Origin of the sequence: Polaribacter sp. Q13 (assembly GCF_016858305.2) — a bacterium.
In the GTDB taxonomy this organism is placed as follows: domain Bacteria; phylum Bacteroidota; class Bacteroidia; order Flavobacteriales; family Flavobacteriaceae; genus Polaribacter.
In genome coordinates, this window is sequence record NZ_CP074436.1 from 1 (window position 1) to 17,500 (window position 17,500).

At 32.3% G+C, this 17,500-nt stretch carries 14 protein-coding genes, 2 tRNA genes and 2 rRNA genes (1 of these 18 cut by a window edge); 12 read left to right on the plus strand and 6 right to left on the minus strand.

Annotated elements, in window-relative coordinates; all coding sequences use genetic code 11:
• From dnaA to JOP69_RS00015, 3 genes are all read left to right on the plus strand, one after another.
• Positions 1–1,428 carry a chromosomal replication initiator protein DnaA gene (dnaA, locus tag JOP69_RS00005; RefSeq protein ID WP_203394658.1) on the plus strand — a complete coding sequence of 476 codons (1,428 nt, stop codon included), beginning with the start codon at positions 1–3 and terminating at the stop codon, positions 1,426–1,428.
• A 95-nt stretch (positions 1,429–1,523) separates the two neighbouring features.
• Positions 1,524–1,976: a low molecular weight protein-tyrosine-phosphatase gene (locus JOP69_RS00010; protein ID WP_203394657.1), complete on the plus strand. Its 453-nt coding sequence runs from the start codon at positions 1,524–1,526 to the stop codon at positions 1,974–1,976.
• 118 nt (positions 1,977–2,094) lie between these two features.
• Positions 2,095–2,799 (plus strand): SAM-dependent methyltransferase, encoded by a 705-nt coding sequence (locus tag JOP69_RS00015; protein ID WP_203394656.1) that lies wholly within the window; start codon positions 2,095–2,097, stop codon positions 2,797–2,799.
• A gap of 122 nt (positions 2,800–2,921) precedes the next feature.
• Here JOP69_RS00015 and JOP69_RS00020 read toward each other — a convergent pair whose 3' ends face one another.
• From JOP69_RS00020 to dapF, 5 genes are all read right to left on the minus strand, one after another.
• The gene (locus JOP69_RS00020; protein WP_249987107.1) at positions 2,922–3,530 is read right to left on the minus strand and encodes a peptidoglycan-binding protein LysM; all 609 of its coding nucleotides are present in this window, start codon (positions 3,528–3,530) and stop codon (positions 2,922–2,924) included.
• Positions 3,531–3,579: 49 nt separating this feature from the next.
• The gene (locus JOP69_RS00025) at positions 3,580–4,491 is read right to left on the minus strand and encodes a DUF2279 domain-containing protein (protein ID WP_203394655.1); all 912 of its coding nucleotides are present in this window, start codon (positions 4,489–4,491) and stop codon (positions 3,580–3,582) included.
• A 75-nt stretch (positions 4,492–4,566) separates the two neighbouring features.
• Positions 4,567–5,595 carry an endolytic transglycosylase MltG gene (mltG, locus tag JOP69_RS00030; protein ID WP_203394654.1) on the minus strand — a complete coding sequence of 343 codons (1,029 nt, stop codon included), beginning with the start codon at positions 5,593–5,595 and terminating at the stop codon, positions 4,567–4,569.
• Positions 5,596–5,626: 31 nt separating this feature from the next.
• Positions 5,627–6,151: a GNAT family N-acetyltransferase gene (locus JOP69_RS00035; protein ID WP_203394735.1), complete on the minus strand. Its 525-nt coding sequence runs from the start codon at positions 6,149–6,151 to the stop codon at positions 5,627–5,629.
• Between the two features lie 269 nt (positions 6,152–6,420).
• Positions 6,421–7,191: a diaminopimelate epimerase gene (dapF, locus tag JOP69_RS00040; RefSeq protein WP_203394653.1), complete on the minus strand. Its 771-nt coding sequence runs from the start codon at positions 7,189–7,191 to the stop codon at positions 6,421–6,423.
• A gap of 130 nt (positions 7,192–7,321) precedes the next feature.
• Here dapF and JOP69_RS00045 point away from each other — a divergent pair, with 130 nt between their 5' ends.
• Together JOP69_RS00045 and JOP69_RS00050 are read left to right on the plus strand one after the other, a co-directional pair.
• A complete protein-coding gene (locus JOP69_RS00045) occupies positions 7,322–8,710 on the plus strand; it encodes a trypsin-like peptidase domain-containing protein (RefSeq protein WP_203394652.1) in 1,389 nt (462 codons plus the stop codon).
• A 267-nt stretch (positions 8,711–8,977) separates the two neighbouring features.
• The gene (locus tag JOP69_RS00050) at positions 8,978–9,343 is read left to right on the plus strand and encodes a hypothetical protein (protein ID WP_203394651.1); all 366 of its coding nucleotides are present in this window, start codon (positions 8,978–8,980) and stop codon (positions 9,341–9,343) included.
• 187 nt (positions 9,344–9,530) lie between these two features.
• On the opposite strand, the gene JOP69_RS00055 is transcribed toward JOP69_RS00050, so the two are convergent.
• Positions 9,531–10,193 (minus strand): hypothetical protein, encoded by a 663-nt coding sequence (locus JOP69_RS00055; RefSeq protein WP_203394650.1) that lies wholly within the window; start codon positions 10,191–10,193, stop codon positions 9,531–9,533.
• 225 nt (positions 10,194–10,418) lie between these two features.
• Between JOP69_RS00055 and JOP69_RS00060 the strand changes: the two genes are divergently transcribed.
• The 7 genes from JOP69_RS00060 to JOP69_RS00090 all read left to right on the plus strand — a co-directional run.
• Positions 10,419–10,934 carry a hypothetical protein gene (locus JOP69_RS00060; protein ID WP_203394649.1) on the plus strand — a complete coding sequence of 172 codons (516 nt, stop codon included), beginning with the start codon at positions 10,419–10,421 and terminating at the stop codon, positions 10,932–10,934.
• A 14-nt stretch (positions 10,935–10,948) separates the two neighbouring features.
• The gene (gene ligA / locus JOP69_RS00065) at positions 10,949–12,946 is read left to right on the plus strand and encodes an NAD-dependent DNA ligase LigA (protein ID WP_203394648.1); all 1,998 of its coding nucleotides are present in this window, start codon (positions 10,949–10,951) and stop codon (positions 12,944–12,946) included.
• 134 nt (positions 12,947–13,080) lie between these two features.
• Positions 13,081–13,776, plus strand: a complete 696-nt coding sequence (locus tag JOP69_RS00070; RefSeq protein ID WP_203394734.1) for a DUF4294 domain-containing protein — start codon at positions 13,081–13,083, stop codon at positions 13,774–13,776.
• A gap of 1,362 nt (positions 13,777–15,138) precedes the next feature.
• Positions 15,139–16,656, plus strand: a 16S ribosomal RNA gene (locus JOP69_RS00075).
• A gap of 84 nt (positions 16,657–16,740) precedes the next feature.
• A tRNA-Ile gene (locus JOP69_RS00080) sits at positions 16,741–16,814 on the plus strand.
• 83 nt (positions 16,815–16,897) lie between these two features.
• Positions 16,898–16,971 (plus strand) — tRNA-Ala (locus JOP69_RS00085).
• Positions 16,972–17,162: 191 nt separating this feature from the next.
• A 23S ribosomal RNA gene (locus JOP69_RS00090) occupies positions 17,163–17,500 on the plus strand; it runs 2,547 nt beyond the window's last position.
• Together the 16S and 23S rRNA genes with 2 tRNA genes alongside form the textbook arrangement of a ribosomal RNA operon.

Below are 17,500 nucleotides of genomic sequence, written 5' to 3' on the forward strand. Positions count from 1 at the left end.
ATGATTGAAACTGCTGACTCAGTTTGGAATGAATGTTTGACCTTTATAAAGGACAACATTAAACCACAAGCTTATAAAACTTGGTTCGAGCCAATAAAACCGGTAAAACTTTCAGGAGAAGCGTTAACAATTCAGGTTCCTAGTAAATTTTTTTATGAATGGTTAGAAGAGCATTACATTAAATTATTGCGTGTTGCATTAGTAAAACAGTTAGGTAACGATGCTAAACTGATTTACGATGTTAAAATGGAAAACAATTATAGCAGTAACAGACCGCAAATTGTTAAAATTCCTAGTTCAAACAGAGATCCTTTAAAACCACAAAGAGTTACTGTTCCTTTAGAGTCTAATAAAAGAGAATTAAGAAATCCGTTTGTAATTCCAGGATTACAAAAAGTAAAAATAGAATCTCAATTAAACCCTAACTATAGTTTTGCAAACTTTATAGAAGGAGATTCTAATAGATTGGCACGTTCTGCAGGTATGGCAGTGGCAAATAAGCCAGGAGGAACCTCTTTTAATCCATTATTAGTGTATGGTGGTGTTGGTTTGGGTAAAACGCATTTAGCACACGCTATTGGTGTTGATATTAAGGATAAATATCCAGACAAAACAGTTTTATATATATCTTCAGAAAAATTTACACAACAATTTATTGATTCTGTAAAATCCAATACAAGAAACGATTTTATTCATTTTTATCAAATGATAGATGTCTTAATTATAGACGACGTACAGTTTTTATCTGGTAAAGCAGGTACACAAGATGTGTTCTTCCATATTTTTAACCATTTACATCAAAATGGAAAACAGGTAATTTTAACTTCGGATAAAGCACCTGTAGACATGCAAGATATAGAACAACGCTTATTATCTCGTTTTAAATGGGGATTATCTGCGGAGTTACAAGCACCAGATTACGAAACTAGAATTTCTATTTTACAAAATAAATTGTATAGAGATGGTGTAGAAATGCCAGAAGATATTGTAGAATATATTGCTAAAAATATAAAATCTAACGTAAGAGAGTTAGAAGGTGTTGTTATTTCTATGATTGCACAAGCTTCTTTTAATAGAAAAGAGTTTTCTGTAGAATTAGCAAAACAAATTGTAGACAAGTTTGTAAAAAACACTAAAAAGGAAGTTTCTATAGATTATATTCAGAAAGAAGTTTCTAAATATTTTGATATGGATGTGGCAACCTTACAATCTAAAACACGTAAACGTCATATTGTACAAGCGCGTCAGTTAGCTATGTTTTTTGCCAAAAGATTAACAAAAACTTCTTTAGCAAGTATTGGTAATCAAATTGGGCAAAGAGATCATGCAACTGTATTACATGCTTGTAAAACAGTGGATAATTTAACAGAAACAGATAAGCAATTTAAAAAGTACGTAGACGATTTAACTAAAAAGTTAACTTTTTAAAAAGAAAACTTCAAAGTACTTATTCATATTTAATTTTACGCTCTTAAATTTTTTAAGAGCGTAATTGTTTCTTATTTTTAACAAAAATTACTTTCATGCATAAAATATTGATGGTTTGTTTGGGAAATATATGTCGTTCTCCTTTAGCGGAAGGAATCTTAAAATCTAAAGTTAATTCTGATTCTGTTTTTGTAGATTCTGCTGGAACTGCAGCATATCATATCGGTAAACTTCCGGATGAACGCTCAATTGAAGTTGCTAACAAATACGGAATAGACATTACGAAACAAAGAGCAAGAAAATTTGTTGTAAAAGATTTTGATGAGTTTGATATTATTTTTGCGATGGATGATAGTAATTATCAAAACATACTGTCGTTAGTAAGAAATAATGATGACGAACAGAAAGTAAGAATGATTTTAAACGAAATACATCCTGCTAAAAACCTAAGTGTACCAGATCCATATTATGGCGGAAATCAAGGTTTTGAAAACGTATATAAAATGTTAGATGATGCTTGTGATGTTATTGCAAGTAATTTATCTTAAAGAAAAGGTTCATTTTATCAGCGAGTATCTGTATAATAAATATCAAAAAAAATAAAAATATTATTTCTGCGTTTTTAGTTTGTGTAAATTCGTAAAATACGTGTCTAAAATATATAAAATGATTGGTAAACTCTATTTAATTCCCACTACTTTAGGAGAAACTGAACCTTTAGAAGTAATGCCTTTATCAGTTAAAAAAGTAGTTGAACAGATTGATTATTATATTGTTGAAAATGAAAAATCTGCAAGAAGATTTATCAAGAAAATTTCACCTAAAAAATCGCAGCCTTCACTGCAATTAATGCTTTTAGATAAGTATGCAGAAGAGCTAGAAACCTCTAGATATTTAGATGTATGTAAAGAAGGCGTAAATGTAGGTTTATTGTCTGAAGCCGGAGTGCCTGCAATTGCAGATCCAGGAGCAAGTATTGTTAAGTTAGCACATGAAAACAATATTAGAGTAATTCCTTTGGTTGGTCCATCTTCAATTATCATGGCAATGATGAGTTCCGGAATGAACGGACAAAATTTTGCTTTTAATGGCTATTTACCTATTGATAAATCCGAAAGAAAAAAAACGATAAAAGATCTAGAAAAACTTTCGCACGATAAGAATCAATCGCAAATTTTTATTGAGACACCTTATCGAAACGAAAAAATGTTTACAGATTTAAAAGCAGCTTTATCACCTACTACAAATTTATGTATCGCGGCAGATATTACTTTGCCTTCAGAATATATTAAAACGATGATGATAAAAGATTGGAAACATCAACAACCAGATTTACACAAAAAACCAGCTATTTTTATCATTCATAAGTAGCAATTATTCTTTTATGGTTTTTGTTAAATTAAGACATGTAAAAAGGCTTTATTTATTCTTATAAAAGATAAATAAAGCCTTTTTTATATTTAAAACTACAAAGTGTATTTTAGATACTAGGTTTAAACGGTAGCATATTTGTCTGCTTTAATAACAGAAACATTATAACCACCAAAGTTTTTTAAATAAGATTTTATAGAAGCTCCATAAGCATCTGTAAACCCTTCGACTCCATTACTACGTAAGAATTTTTTTACGTTACCTGCACCGCTTAAATGAGCTGCAGCTAAGATACCTGATTCTGTTATTCTAATTCCGTTTATGGTTTTACCAACAGAACGTGCAATGTCTTTTCTTAAAATCCATTTATTTACTTTGCATAAAGCTATAAATGCTTTTTCCTGTAATTCTGGGTTTTTTAAAAAATCTTGTGTGTTGTAAATTTTAAATCGGTGTAAAGTAGTTCTACCAAATTGATACTTTCCTAAATATCCTAATGAATTTACAATAGTATATTTTCCTTGAGACTCCTTAAAAGCTAAGGCTTCTTTAAAACCAACAAAGTCTTTTTGTAAATAAGGAATGTTATAATCTATAAATTTGGGGAAAGTAATTTTGTTATGAGTACCTATTTTTTTATCAATAGAAGTTGCGTTGATAAATCCTAAAAATACGATACTTAAAAATAAAAACTTTTTGATAATATAAATATTTCTGTTTTGCGGGTGCAAATGTATAACCAAATATTAATTATACTGATTATCAATATGTTAAAATTTATTAAAAATACAGATAATGAAATTTTATTCTTCCTTTGGTGTTAATTTCAAGTGTTGGAGCAGGTATTTTTATGAAGTTTACAACAGAGAAGACGGATTTTAAGAATTCCGAATTTGTACGGATTTTTGTTAAATCTAAGTCTAAACTTAGGTAGAATTGTCGGTAAGGATTGTATGGCGTTGCGTCTGATGCGTTTGTATGTCCATAAAGCATTTCTTCTGCGCCATAACCCAAAGCAACATTTAACCATTTAGGAAACGAGCTTTTCTTATTAAAAGACCAAATATTAGCAGAAAGCCAATAAGTTTGTCCGTTATAATCTTTTAAAGCTTGTTGTAAATAATTTTCACCCAAGGTATTTGGTCTTTGTTTAGCAAATTCTGTTTGATGAAAGGAGTATTTTACAGTGATTCGTTGTTCTCCCCAAAGTAATTCTTGTCCAATTAACAAACCGGTTCCTGTTGCATTTGCAAGAATATCTCCTGGTGATGCTCCCCATTCTTCAGAAAACCCATCTAAAACTTCTACGGCAGTTAAAAAAGCAAAACCAGAGGTTGCTCCGTATATTAATTGATTTTTTTTAGAAACTCCTGCCCAGTCTAAAGCTTCCATTCCTATTTTACCAACATAGTATGAAGTCATTAAATGACCAACCTTATCCATTTGTTTCCAATCATTATTGTCATTCTTTAAATGAAAACTAGAACGCGGATAATCTTTGTACCAAAGTTGGTTTAAAGAAATTAAAGCGCCTCCAGCCAATACACTTTCGGCAACTATAATGGCATTTCTTCTTTTGGTATTTAAAGTATCCGATTTTTTATAAAATGCAGCGTTTTGAGCATGAGAGAAAACCGTTAATAGAAAAAAGATAGAAAAAATAACTAATTTATTTACTTTCAATTGTATCATTTTAAAAATATATAGCGTTGTATTTTACAACAGTAAGGATTGAAAATAGCTACTGTTTACTGCTAACTTATAAAACTATCTATTAACCCTTTGTTTGTTCATCCATTGATGATATTTAGCAGCATTTCTATTGTGTTGTGAAAGTGTTTTAGCAAAAGTATGGTATCCTAATTTATCTACATTTGCACACATATAAAAATAGTTGTGTTTTTCTGCATTTAAAACACCATCAATAGCAGAAATGTCTGGCATTGAAATTAGCGTTGGTGGTAAGCCTTTGTTTTTATAGGTATTATAAGGAGAGTTTATTTCTAAATCTGCAGTTAAGACTCTTTTAACTACATAATCTTGTCCTTTTTTTTCTTTAACACAATAGATAATTGTGGGATCTGCTTGTAAAGGCCACCCTTTTTTTAACCTATTTAAATACAAACCTGCCACAATAGGTCTTTCAACTTTTTTAGCAGTTTCTTTTTGTACTATAGAAGCCAAAGTAATCACTTCTTCTTTGGTTAAATCTAAAGCTTTTGCTTTTTGCAACCTGCTTTCATTCCAAAAACGATTGTATTCTCTAAAAATTTTATTTCTAAAATTATCTGGGGAAGTAGTCCAATAAAATTGATGACTATTAGGAATAAAGATTTGTAAAACAGATTTTTCTGTCAAGTTATTTTTAGACAAGAAATCTTTGTCTTTAAAAGATTTTAAGAGAGAAAGTGAATCTGCCTCTAATTGTTCTGCAATTCTACCTGCCAGTTTTTCTAAAGTATCTTGATTGTTAAAAGATAGTTTTACAGGAGTTTGATTACCACTTCTTAATAAATTAACAAGATCGTTATTAGACATCCCTTTGTTTAAAACATATCTACCAGGTTTTGGAGTAGAAAAATTTTTCTTAGCGGCTACTAATAGAAAAGTGCTGGTGCTTTTAGAAAACGCTGCTACTTTATCTTTTACATCCATTAAACTATCCGAAGATTTTACATAAAGTACGGTATCTTCTGTAATAGATTTTCCAAATATTTTTTGATAGTATTGGTATACAATAAATGCACCAATAAAAATAACAGTAGCTATAACGGCGTATATAAATTTTTTACTCAAGGTATTTTGATTTTTTTTTAGAATTGCAAAATTAGTCTTTTATCAACTGAAATAAAACTTCATCTTTAAATTTTCCTTCGGATAATATCCAATCTTTTTTAATACCAACTTTTTGGAAGTTATGTTTTTTAAACAGTGATAAGCTTTTAGAATTATCAGCAGTAATGTTTGCATACAGTTGATGTACATTTAAATAAGAAAAAGCATATTGAATTAAAAGAGATAAAGCTTCTGTAGCTAATCCTTGTTTTTGAAATTTTGGGTGAATTAAAATTCCAATTCCAGCTCTTTTATGCATCGGATTGTAATCAAACAAATCAATCATTCCTACTTGGCTTTTGGTAGAAGTATCTTCAATTAGTAAGCGTAACTGTTTTGCTTCGTAGATATCTAAATGTGCATTTTCTAAATATTGCTTCAATATAAATTTAGAAAAAGGAGTTTGCGTATGGCTTATTTCCCAAAAAGACTCGTTGTTTTCTATCTGATATAGAAAATCTAAATCTTCGGGTTCTAGAGCACGTAAGGTTATTTTTTTACCGGTTAATTTCATGATTTTTTATCTAAAAGGCCGTTTACTTAAAATAAATATTTGGATAGAAATACATCATATTTTATATATCCAGTTTATCATCCCTGTGTAAAGAAGACTCTATAATGAGTAAACAAAAATTCTAATTTTACTTAGTGCATTCATTTAGTATTAAAATCCACTATACACAAATTGATTATGTTTTCAATATATAAGAATAGCGTTTTTAATCTTTGTGTATCTCGGCGTTTTCTCTGTGAATCTTTTCGAAATAATTCAATCTAATTATACATTTAAAAAGAAATCTCCCCTTTAAAAACAAAAGTCGCTGGGCCTTTTAAATACACATTGGTATAAATGCCATTTTCTTCAGAAAAAGAAACCTCTAAATTTCCACCTTCAACAGGTAAAGAAATTAAATTGCTAGTTGTTTTGCCCGTTTTATGCATGGCAATAGCAACAGCTGTAACTCCGGTTCCGCAAGCCAAAGTTTCGTCTTCCACACCTTTTTCATAAGTTCTTACTCTAAAAGTAGAGGGGTTTATTTGTTGAACAAAATTCACATTACTTCCAGGATCATTATACGAGTATCTTATTTCTTTTCCTTTTTCAAAAACAGGAAAATGATCTAAATCTTCCACTAATTCTACATGATGTTGTGTGCCTGTATAAGCGAATACTGAGTTTTCTTTTACAGTAATTTTATCAACATCTATCATTTTTAAAGAAACAATTCCAGTATCAATTTCAGCTAAATGCGGACCATCAACAGCAATAAAACTTGTTTTTAGGTTGATGATTTCTAAATATTTGGCAAAAGCCACGGCACATCGTCCTCCGTTTCCACAAAAAGTCTCACTTCCGTCAGCATTAAAATAAATCATTCTAAAATCGAATTCTGCGTCATTTTCAATTAAGATAACTCCGTCAGCTCCAACTCCAAAATGTCTATCACAAAGTTTAGATATAATGGCTACGTTTTCTTTCGGAAAAATTAGAGCTCTGTTATCAATCATAACAAAATCATTTCCGGTTCCTTGGTATTTATAAAAGTCTAAATTCATTAGTACAAATATAGGTATTTAAAGAATAAAATCGGACTGTTAAAAAGCGGTTAAAGTCAGTTAAAATCAAGTTAAACAGATTTTTTGAAATAGTTATAATTGTATCTTTGAGGTATTAAATATAAATATCATGAAAAAAATTTTAAGTTTATTAGGAGTGGCTATTTTAGGAGGCGCTATTACTTTAGGCGGTTATAAAATGCTATTTAATGAAAATGCAGTTGTAGAAAGATCTATTTCTCAACCCATAAAAACAGTTACAGCAAGTTATAATCCTGTTTTAAACAAAGTTAATGAAACTTCTGGTTCGGTAGATTTAACCGTTGCCGCAGAAAACACGGTACATGCGGTGGTACACGTTAAAAATACAGCGATAAGGACTCAGGTAAATCCAATGGATATTTTCTTCGGAAACGGTAATGGAGCTAGAAAGTTTGAGCAAGTTGGTACAGGTAGTGGAGTAATTATTTCGCAAGACGGGTATATTGTTACAAACAATCATGTAATTGATGGAGCATCAGAAATTGAGATTACTTTAAACAACAGACAAAAATATGAGGCAAAGTTGGTTGGTACAGATAAAGAGAACGACATTGCTTTATTAAAAATTGATGCAGATTTTGATTTACCTTATATTCCATTTGCAAATTCAGACAATATAAAAATAGGAGAATGGGTTTTGGCAGTTGGTAATCCTTACAACTTAACATCTACCGTAACAGCAGGTATAGTTAGTGCAAAGGGTAGAGATTTAGAAGGGAATTCTTCTATAGATTCTTTTATTCAAACAGATGCAGCGGTAAATCCAGGAAATAGTGGAGGAGCATTGGTAAACACTCGTGGTGAGTTGGTTGGAATTAATACAGCAATTACCTCTAAAACCGGTTCTTTTATTGGGTATTCTTTTGCAGTTCCATCTAATATTGCCAAAAAGGTAATCGATGATTTATTAGAATTTGGGTCTGTACAAGAAGCTATTTTAGGCATAAACATAGATCAAAGTGAAGAAGATATAGATGGTGTTAAAATTGCCGGAGTAAGTAATGATGGTGGTGCAGAAAAAGGGGGCTTAAAATCTGGAGATGTTATTAAAAAAGTAAACGACGTAAAGATTTCTAAATTCTCAGAATTAAGAGGTCAATTAACTGCAAAAAGACCTGGAGATTTAGTAAATATTACTGTAGATAGAGATGGATCGGAGTTAATTAAAAGCGTAAAATTAAGCAAAAAAGATGCGTATGTTTCTAGAAAATTAGGAGTCGTTTTAAAAGATATCTCTAAAAAAGAAATGAAGAAATTCGATATTTCTGGTGGAGCTAGAATTGTAACCAATCAAAATAAAAATCTTATTTATTATGGTGTAAAAGAAGGATATATTATTACAGAAATTAATAAGAAACCAATTTTAAATGCTAGTGAAGCTGTAAAAGAAATAGATGCTACTTTCGGAGCAGGAGCCCCTATTTATTTAGAAGTTATTAATTTAGATGGAGTAAAAGAGCGTTATGCTTTTAGATAAGAGATTATAAAATTTTTAAGTAAAAACCGAATCATTTATTTGATTCGGTTTTTGTTTTATTAGAAGCTATTTCCTGCTTTCACTACTCGCTTTTTTTATCCTAAAAAGGAATAAAAAAGAGCTCAAACAAATCGTTCAATCAGGGCTAAACAAGTTTAATTTCTTTAGTAATTAAGAGTAAATGTTTAGTTTACTTAATTTAGTAAGCAAAAACATATTAAAAGTTATATAAGTTTTCTTTTTCTTATTTTTGAAATAAAAACAATCATGAAAAATATTATTTTCTTCTTCCTTTTTTTACCAAGTCTTATTTTTGCACAAAGTTCAGATTTACCTAAAAACCCAAAACCGGGCAAATGTTATATAAGATGTTCTTCGCAAGATTTTAACTATACAAAACCTGTAAATAAAAAGAAACTGTGGGTAGAATTAGAATGTCATGAAGCAAGAAATCTAACAATCGATGCAGAAAAAGAACATCTCTTTCAAGAATATCAAAAACTATTAAAAGAAAAAGATTTTGATGTAGACATTACAGGAGTGTTAGATCTAAAAACAGCAAAAGCTCATAATAAATATTTAAAGGTTTTAAAAAAAGAAAACAGAAAAAAAGCAAAGAACAAAAGGAAATAACGGCTAAAAAGAAACCCAAAACAGTAGTTTATGTTTTGGGTTTAATTTTAAATTAATTTTGATCTTTATTTGGTTTAAAACAACTTAAATAAATACAAACAGAAAAATTAGTGTAAATCTCTGTAATCTGTGGGTAAATTTTTTAAGGTGTTCTATGTAACTATAAAATAAAAAAGATATAGCCAGTTTACGCTTCCTCAAAGAAATCAATTACAGCTTCAAATTCTTCATTTATAAACTCATCTTTACTCATAAAATATTCAGAAGTAGTCAATCTGTAGTTATTTTCTTTTTTTTCTAAATACCAAATAATATCATTTGCTTCTACAAAAGCTTCTTCTGCATTTAATTGATCTGCAAATAACCTTTTAATTACGTTATGACTATCTAAGTTTTGAGCAAAACATTTCAACACAATTTCTTTAGTAATATTCGTTTCAGCATTTCTTGCTGGTGTTATTTCAAAATCTACAATAGTTGCTTTTGTATTCGGAAACTTTCCGTTAAAAGCTTTATACAAAAGCTGATTGATTATAAACAGCGTTTTGTGCAATTCAATTTTTGGGTATTCTTCAGAAATTTTATCAACCAACATTTCATAAGAAAGAGAATCTATTTGTCCTTCATTTAAAACATCAGACAATTTATAATCTAACACAATGGCAGCGGCTTCACTAGCATCTCTATCAGAAATTGCCATAAAAAGCAATTCTCTTAATTCTTTAATTTCGTTTACATCATTATTTGCAAAATCAAAACGTACCAAAAGTTCTTTGTAATCGTCAATACTCCAAGAGTTCTCTAGGTCATCTACTGTAGAAATTTTGTGTATTTTAATAGCGTATTTCATTTTTTTAATTCATTTTTGAATGTCCATCTAAATTACATATTATTCAAATTAAATACAAGTTTATACGGCAATTTTATGATTTTTTTAATAGAAAAGGATAGTGGTTTCTAAGGAATTAAACAGAGATAATTACAACGATTAGGATTCCTTATTTTTTGAAAAAACAAACCTTTGTAACCAATACTTTTTACTATTTTTACAAGCCAAATTAATTCTTTTTTTATAATGATTTTTAAAGAAAATCTTCCTTATTTCCAAATACCAAAACCCGCAATAGAATATACTGCAGGTGCTACCGCAAGTAGAATGATAGATGGTTTAGGATTTAGATATTATTGGGCTACAGAAGGTTTATCAGAAAAAGATTTGATTTTTCAACCAAATTCAGAAGCAAGAACAGTAGAAGAAACTTTAGATCATATTTATAATTTATCAATAAGAATTATAAATGCCGCATTATTAAAAGTAAACGGAGATATAGAACCAATTAGGTCTTTTGGAGAGAAAAGGAAAAAAACATTAGAAAATTTATTACAAGCAAGTACAATTTTTAGAGAAAGTAAAGATGTTGCTCAATTTAAAATATTGTTTCCTAATAAAGAACTTTCTTTTTGGTGTGTAATAAACGGGCCAATTGCAGATGCTATTTGGCATGTAGGTCAAATAGTTTCATTTAGGCGTTCTTCTGGAAATCCTTTTCCTAATGGAGTAAATGTATTAACAGGAAAAAAACAAGATTAATTTTTTATTTAAGAATGACAAATCAACAAAAAATAGAAGCTCTTCGAGACGAATTAAATATACATAATTATAACTATTATGTATTAGATAATGCCTCAATTTCAGATTACGAGTTCGATATTAAATTAAAAGAATTAGAAAAATTAGAAACAGAAAATCCTGAGTTTTTCGATGCAAATTCTCCAACACAAAGAGTAGGAGGTACGGTTACAAAAAACTTTGAAACGGTTACTCATAAAAATAGAATGTATTCTTTAAGTAATTCTTATTCTAAAGAAGATTTAGTAGATTGGGAAGAAAGAGTGCAAAAAGTTTTAGGAACCACAGAGGTAGAATATACTTGTGAATTAAAATTCGATGGAGCCTCTATCAACTTAACCTATATAAACGGAAAATTTATAAAAGCAGTAACCCGTGGCGATGGTTTTCAAGGAGATGAAGTAACTAATAATATTCGTACTATAAGATCAATTCCTTTGAATATAAAATCCGACTTTGTCCGTAATTTCGAAATGCGTGGAGAAATCATTTTACCAATTGATGGTTTTAATAAAATGAATGAAGAGCGTGTAGAAAACGGAGAAGATGAATATAGAAACCCAAGAAATACCGCAAGCGGAAGTTTAAAACTACAAGACAGTGCAGAGGTTGCAAGAAGACCTTTAGATTGTTTATTATATCAAGTGGTTACGGAAGAACGTAAATATAAAACGCATTTCGAAAGTTTAGAAAACGCGAGAAAAGTTGGTTTTAAGGTTCCAGAAACCATTACTTTGGTAAAATCTATTGATGAAGTTTTTGATTTTATTACTAATTGGGATGCAAAACGTCACAATTTACCTTATGAAACAGACGGAATTGTTGTTAAAGTAAACAATTTACATCAACAAGAAGAGTTAGGGTATACAGCAAAAGCACCAAGATGGGCAATTGCATATAAATTTAAAGCAGAACAAGTTTCAACTATTTTAAATGAAATTACCTATCAAGTCGGCAGAACAGGCGCAATAACTCCAGTTGCAAATTTAGAACCAGTTCAATTAGCAGGTACAACGGTAAAAAGAGCGTCATTGCACAATGCAGATCAAATAGCAAAACTAGATATTAGAGTAGGAGACACTGTTTTTGTAGAAAAAGGAGGCGAGATTATTCCTAAAATTATTGCGGTAGATTTTACAAAACGTCCAGCAGATTCAAAACCAACAATATACGCAACACATTGCCCAGAATGTAATACAGAGTTAGTAAGAACAGAAGGAGATGCCAAACATTATTGTCCTAATGAATTTGGATGTGCGCCACAAATTACAGGAAGAATTCAGCATTTCATTTCTAGAAAAGCCATGGATATTGATGGTTTAGGAGGTGAAACGGTAGATTTGTTGCGTAAAGAAGGACTCATTCAAAATTATGCAGATTTATACGATTTAACGGTAGAACAAGTCATTCCGTTAGAACGAATGGCAGAAAAATCTGCGCAAAATATGATTGACGGAATCATAAAATCAAAAGAAATTCCGTTCGAAAAAGTATTATTTGCACTCGGAATCCGTTTTGTAGGTGAAACGGTCGCTAAAAAATTAGCAAAACATTTTAAATCTATAGACAATTTAATGTCCGCAGATTTCGAAACATTAATTTCTGTAGATGAAATTGGAGATAGAATAGCACAAAGTATTCTCGATTTTTCATCAGATTTAGGAAACATACAATTAATAAATCGGTTAAAAGCATCTGGACTACAATTAGAAGTTTCTGCAGAAAGCTTAGAAAATCAAACGGAACTATTACAAGGACAAATATTTGTCGTTTCAGGCGTTTTTCATCAAATGAGTAGAAACGAACTCAAAAAAGCAATAGAAGATAATGGAGGTAAAGTAAGTTCATCCATTTCTAAAAAGACAAATTTTATTGTTGCTGGTGATAATATGGGACCTTCAAAACTAACAAAAGCACAAGATTTAGGAATTAAAATTATTTCAGAAGAAGATTTTATAAATAAAATTAGTTAAAAAATAACTTAGTCTCTAATTAAGCTTAATAACGAACAGCGAATAACGAACAAACAAGGTTTCCTACTGCTGCTATGTGGTAAATTAATTAAAATTTGAAAAAACTCTTATACATATATATACTACTAATTTCCATGGTTTCTTTTTCTCAAAAAAAGGAAGCAGATTCGTTGCCTATTAATGTAGACGACTATGTTTTTGTAAAACCAGGAGACACCTTAGTTGTAAACCTCAATGAATTTACGTTGTTCCCAAAAAACAAATTTAAATCTAGAAATGATATTCGGTACTATTTATGGTTCCGTAAAAAAGTATTCAGAGCATACCCTTATGCTCAACTGGCGTCACAAAGGTTAGATTCTTTAAATATTAGGCTAGAAAAAATAAAGTCTAAAAGTAAACGAAGAAAGTATACGCGCTTAGTTCAAAAATATATAGAAGGCGAGTTTACAGATCAAATTAAAAAGATGACCACCACAGAGGGGCGAATTCTTATCAAGTTAATTCACCGTCAAACAGGTAAAACGGCATTTGAAAATATTAAAGTGTTAAGAAGCGGTTGGAAAGCCTTTTGGTACAATACAACAGCAAATGTTTTTAGTCTTTCGCTAAAAATGGAATACCATCCAGAAGCAGAAAACGAAGATTATTTAATAGAAGATGTCCTGCAACGAGCATTTCAAGACGGAAAACTCAAACCTCAATCTACAAAGTTAAATTTCGATTTTTCTAAAATTATAGCAGAAAAAAAGGCAGCAATCAATGTAGAAGAATACAAATTGATGTTTTCAAAGATGAGAAAGAAGAAAAACCGTAAGAAAAAGGATTAATTTTATTGGGTGTTCCCACGCCAAAAAAGGCGCGGTCGGGCTTTGCACTATATCTTTTTAAGGTATTATTTTCGCTACCGCTTCAATACCACCATAAAAAGGATGCCGTTTCAATCCCTAACACGGAGTTTTTTATTGTAATAAACGACAACGAAATAATTATAGAAGAGGCAGAACAAACAAAATAGTACTTGGTTCGTTCTATTATAGATATTTAACGCGTAATCGAGAGTCATTGCGAGGCACGAAGCAATCTGTTGCTCAATTTTATCTCCTTAATTTATAATCTCATAAAACTTATGGTGACTATGTTTCTATATGGTAATAAGAAAATTTCAACTCGTCTGTATCTAATTTCAGTTAAAACCTTTTACAGTTTAAGTATATTTCCAATCACGCTACATTATATATAAGAGGATATTTATACCTTTAAGAAGATCGTTTATGCCAAAATTTATAATTCAAGTAACTGGTGAGGTCTCATTTTAACTCAAAAGATTCAAAATAAAACACCGTTATACCAAAAAAAGAGGAGTTTTCAGAACAAGCGAAGAGCCTTTCAAAGACAAAACACGCAAGAGCAGCAGCAGAATCACTAAAGAAAACAATCCCCAACCGACTTATTTCCATTAAAACCCGGCATCTATCCAATTTCTGTTTTCTATGTGTTTAAAACAATCATCCACTTCCAAAACTACCCCAAAACCTAAAACCCGAAAAATAACTTTAAAACAACCTCAAAAAAACTTCAGTTATAAACCATTAAAAACAAGCCTCTTAAAACCTTATGTAAAATTAAACCAAAATAAAGGTAAAAAAATAGTTGTCAGAATAAAAATGAGTTGTAAGTTTGCACCCGCTAACAGGAATATCAGAAAGTTAGCAACGTTCATTGAGGAGTTGTAATTAGATTAAGGATTAGTAGTTTAACTAAGTAGAGTGTCAAAATTTTATTTAAAAATAAAATAACAATTTCCTTAGGATTATAATTAAAAAGAGTTGTATGTTTGCAGTCCGAAATTTTCGGCAAAACGTTCAGGTTTTTTAAGGTTAAAAAACAAATAAAAAAAAGTTTCTTTTTTTTATTGTCAGATTAGAAATAGTTTGTATGTTTGCAGCCGCTAAGGAATACAGCAAAAACGATCAGAGAAAGTTTGGAATGATAGTTAAAGATTATCAGTTAGTTCGAGTCTAACATTTCTACAAGTTAGGATTTATAACGAGTGTTTGAAAACATGAGTGCGAAGCCTAAAAGTTCATTGAAAATATTGAAATTGACAGCGTAATTAAAGAGTAGAATAACCACATTATTAATTTAATGTAAATTCTTTTGAAACTTATTCATTAAAATATTTAAAATATACAATGAAGAGTTTGATCCTGGCTCAGGATGAACGCTAGCGGCAGGCTTAACACATGCAAGTCGAGGGGTAACATTGTGCTTGCACAGATGACGACCGGCGCACGGGTGCGTAACGCGTATAGAACCTACCTTTTACTGGAGAATAGCCTTTAGAAATGAAGATTAATGCTCCATAGTATTGAGTTCCGGCATCGGGATTTAATTAAAGATTTATTGGTAAAAGATGGCTATGCGTCCTATTAGTTAGATGGTAAGGTAACGGCTTACCATGACATCGATAGGTAGGGGTCCTGAGAGGGAGATCCCCCACACTGGTACTGAGACACGGACCAGACTCCTACGGGAGGCAGCAGTGAGGAATATTGGGCAATGGAGGCAACTCTGACCCAGCCATGCCGCGTGCAGGAAGACTGCCCTATGGGTTGTAAACTGCTTTTATACAGGAAGAAACACTGGTATGTATACCAGCTTGACGGTACTGTAAGAATAAGGACCGGCTAACTCCGTGCCAGCAGCCGCGGTAATACGGAGGGTCCGAGCGTTATCCGGAATCATTGGGTTTAAAGGGTCCGCAGGCGGTCAATTAAGTCAGAGGTGAAATCCCATAGCTCAACTATGGAACTGCCTTTGATACTGGTTGACTTGAGTCATTTGGAAGTAGATAGAATGTGTAGTGTAGCGGTGAAATGCATAGATATTACACAGAATACCGATTGCGAAGGCAGTCTACTACGAATGTACTGACGCTGAGGGACGAAAGCGTGGGGAGCGAACAGGATTAGATACCCTGGTAGTCCACGCCGTAAACGATGGATACTAGTTGTTGGGTGTATGCTCAGTGACTAAGCGAAAGTGATAAGTATCCCACCTGGGGAGTACGGTCGCAAGACTGAAACTCAAAGGAATTGACGGGGGCCCGCACAAGCGGTGGAGCATGTGGTTTAATTCGATGATACGCGAGGAACCTTACCAGGGCTTAAATGTAGTATGACAGGACTAGAGATAGTTTTTCCTTCGGGCATATTACAAGGTGCTGCATGGTTGTCGTCAGCTCGTGCCGTGAGGTGTCAGGTTAAGTCCTATAACGAGCGCAACCCCTGTCGTTAGTTGCCAGCAAGTAAAGTTGGGGACTCTAACGAGACTGCCTACGCAAGTAGTGAGGAAGGTGGGGATGACGTCAAATCATCACGGCCCTTACGTCCTGGGCCACACACGTGCTACAATGGTATGGACAATGAGCAGCCATCTGGCAACAGAGAGCGAATCTATAAACCATATCACAGTTCGGATCGGAGTCTGCAACTCGACTCCGTGAAGCTGGAATCGCTAGTAATCGGATATCAGCCATGATCCGGTGAATACGTTCCCGGGCCTTGTACACACCGCCCGTCAAGCCATGGAAGCTGGGAGTGCCTGAAGTCGGTCACCGTGAGGAGCCGCCTAGGGTAAAACTGGTAACTAGGGCTAAGTCGTAACAAGGTAGCCGTACCGGAAGGTGCGGCTGGAACACCTCCTTTCTAGAGAAAGATGGTGAGTTACAAAAAAAGGTCATTTTTACTCTTTGCTGTTAATTTTATAATATAAGTATTTTAAGCTATTATAGTCTCGTAGCTCAGCTGGTTAGAGCGCTACACTGATAATGTAGAGGTCGGCAGTTCGAGTCTGCCCGGGACTACAAATAAGCAAAAGTACTAAGGAAATTCTGGAAGTAAGAGGATTCTACATTCATAATTTAGAATTTATTCTGAATTTCATAATGGGGGATTAGCTCAGCTGGCTAGAGCGCTTGCCTTGCACGCAAGAGGTCATCGGTTCGACTCCGATATTCTCCACAACGGCTTATAGTTGTTACTGATTTAATTATCAGTGGCGATTCGCCACAAGTTCATTGACATATTGGTAAAATGATATCGTAAGAATCAAATAGATAGAGAACGATTAGAGTAATATCTAATCAAATAATTTTTTTATAAAAATATAAAAGAGTTCATTATAGTGTGGCAACACACTGTAGCAAAAAGTACAATAAGTTAAGTAAGGGCGTATGGCGGATGCCTAGGCTCTCAGAGACGATGAAGGACGTGATAAGCTGCGATAAGCTACGGGGAGGGGCACATACCTTTTAATCCGTAGATTTCCGAATGGGGCAACCCGGCATGTTGAAGACATGTCACCTCGTAAGAGGAGTAAACCCGGTGAACTGAAACATCTAAGTAACCGGAGGAAGAGAAAACAATAGTGATTCCGTTAGTAGTGGCGAGCGAACGCGGATTAGCCCAAACCTATTTTGTTACGGCAAAATAGGGGTTGTAGGGCCACGATATTCGAAGATAAGTGAATTAGAACTGTTTGGAAAGACAG

Excerpts from the sequence above, each read along its gene's own strand:
- JOP69_RS00045 (WP_203394652.1), top strand. The coding sequence starts at position 7,322 with ATGAAAAAAATTTTAAGTTTATTAGGAGTGGCTATTTTAGGAGGCGCT.
- dnaA (WP_203394658.1), top strand. The coding sequence starts at position 1 with ATGATTGAAACTGCTGACTCAGTTTGGAATGAATGTTTGACCTTTATA.
- ligA (WP_203394648.1), top strand. The coding sequence starts at position 10,949 with ATGACAAATCAACAAAAAATAGAAGCTCTTCGAGACGAATTAAATATA.
- dapF (WP_203394653.1), bottom strand. The coding sequence starts at position 7,191 with ATGAATTTAGACTTTTATAAATACCAAGGAACCGGAAATGATTTTGTT.
- JOP69_RS00050 (WP_203394651.1), top strand. The coding sequence starts at position 8,978 with ATGAAAAATATTATTTTCTTCTTCCTTTTTTTACCAAGTCTTATTTTT.
- JOP69_RS00070 (WP_203394734.1), top strand. The coding sequence starts at position 13,081 with ATGGTTTCTTTTTCTCAAAAAAAGGAAGCAGATTCGTTGCCTATTAAT.
- JOP69_RS00010 (WP_203394657.1), top strand. The coding sequence starts at position 1,524 with ATGCATAAAATATTGATGGTTTGTTTGGGAAATATATGTCGTTCTCCT.
- JOP69_RS00015 (WP_203394656.1), top strand. The coding sequence starts at position 2,095 with ATGATTGGTAAACTCTATTTAATTCCCACTACTTTAGGAGAAACTGAA.
- JOP69_RS00060 (WP_203394649.1), top strand. The coding sequence starts at position 10,419 with ATGATTTTTAAAGAAAATCTTCCTTATTTCCAAATACCAAAACCCGCA.
- JOP69_RS00025 (WP_203394655.1), bottom strand. The coding sequence starts at position 4,491 with ATGATACAATTGAAAGTAAATAAATTAGTTATTTTTTCTATCTTTTTT.
- JOP69_RS00055 (WP_203394650.1), bottom strand. The coding sequence starts at position 10,193 with ATGAAATACGCTATTAAAATACACAAAATTTCTACAGTAGATGACCTA.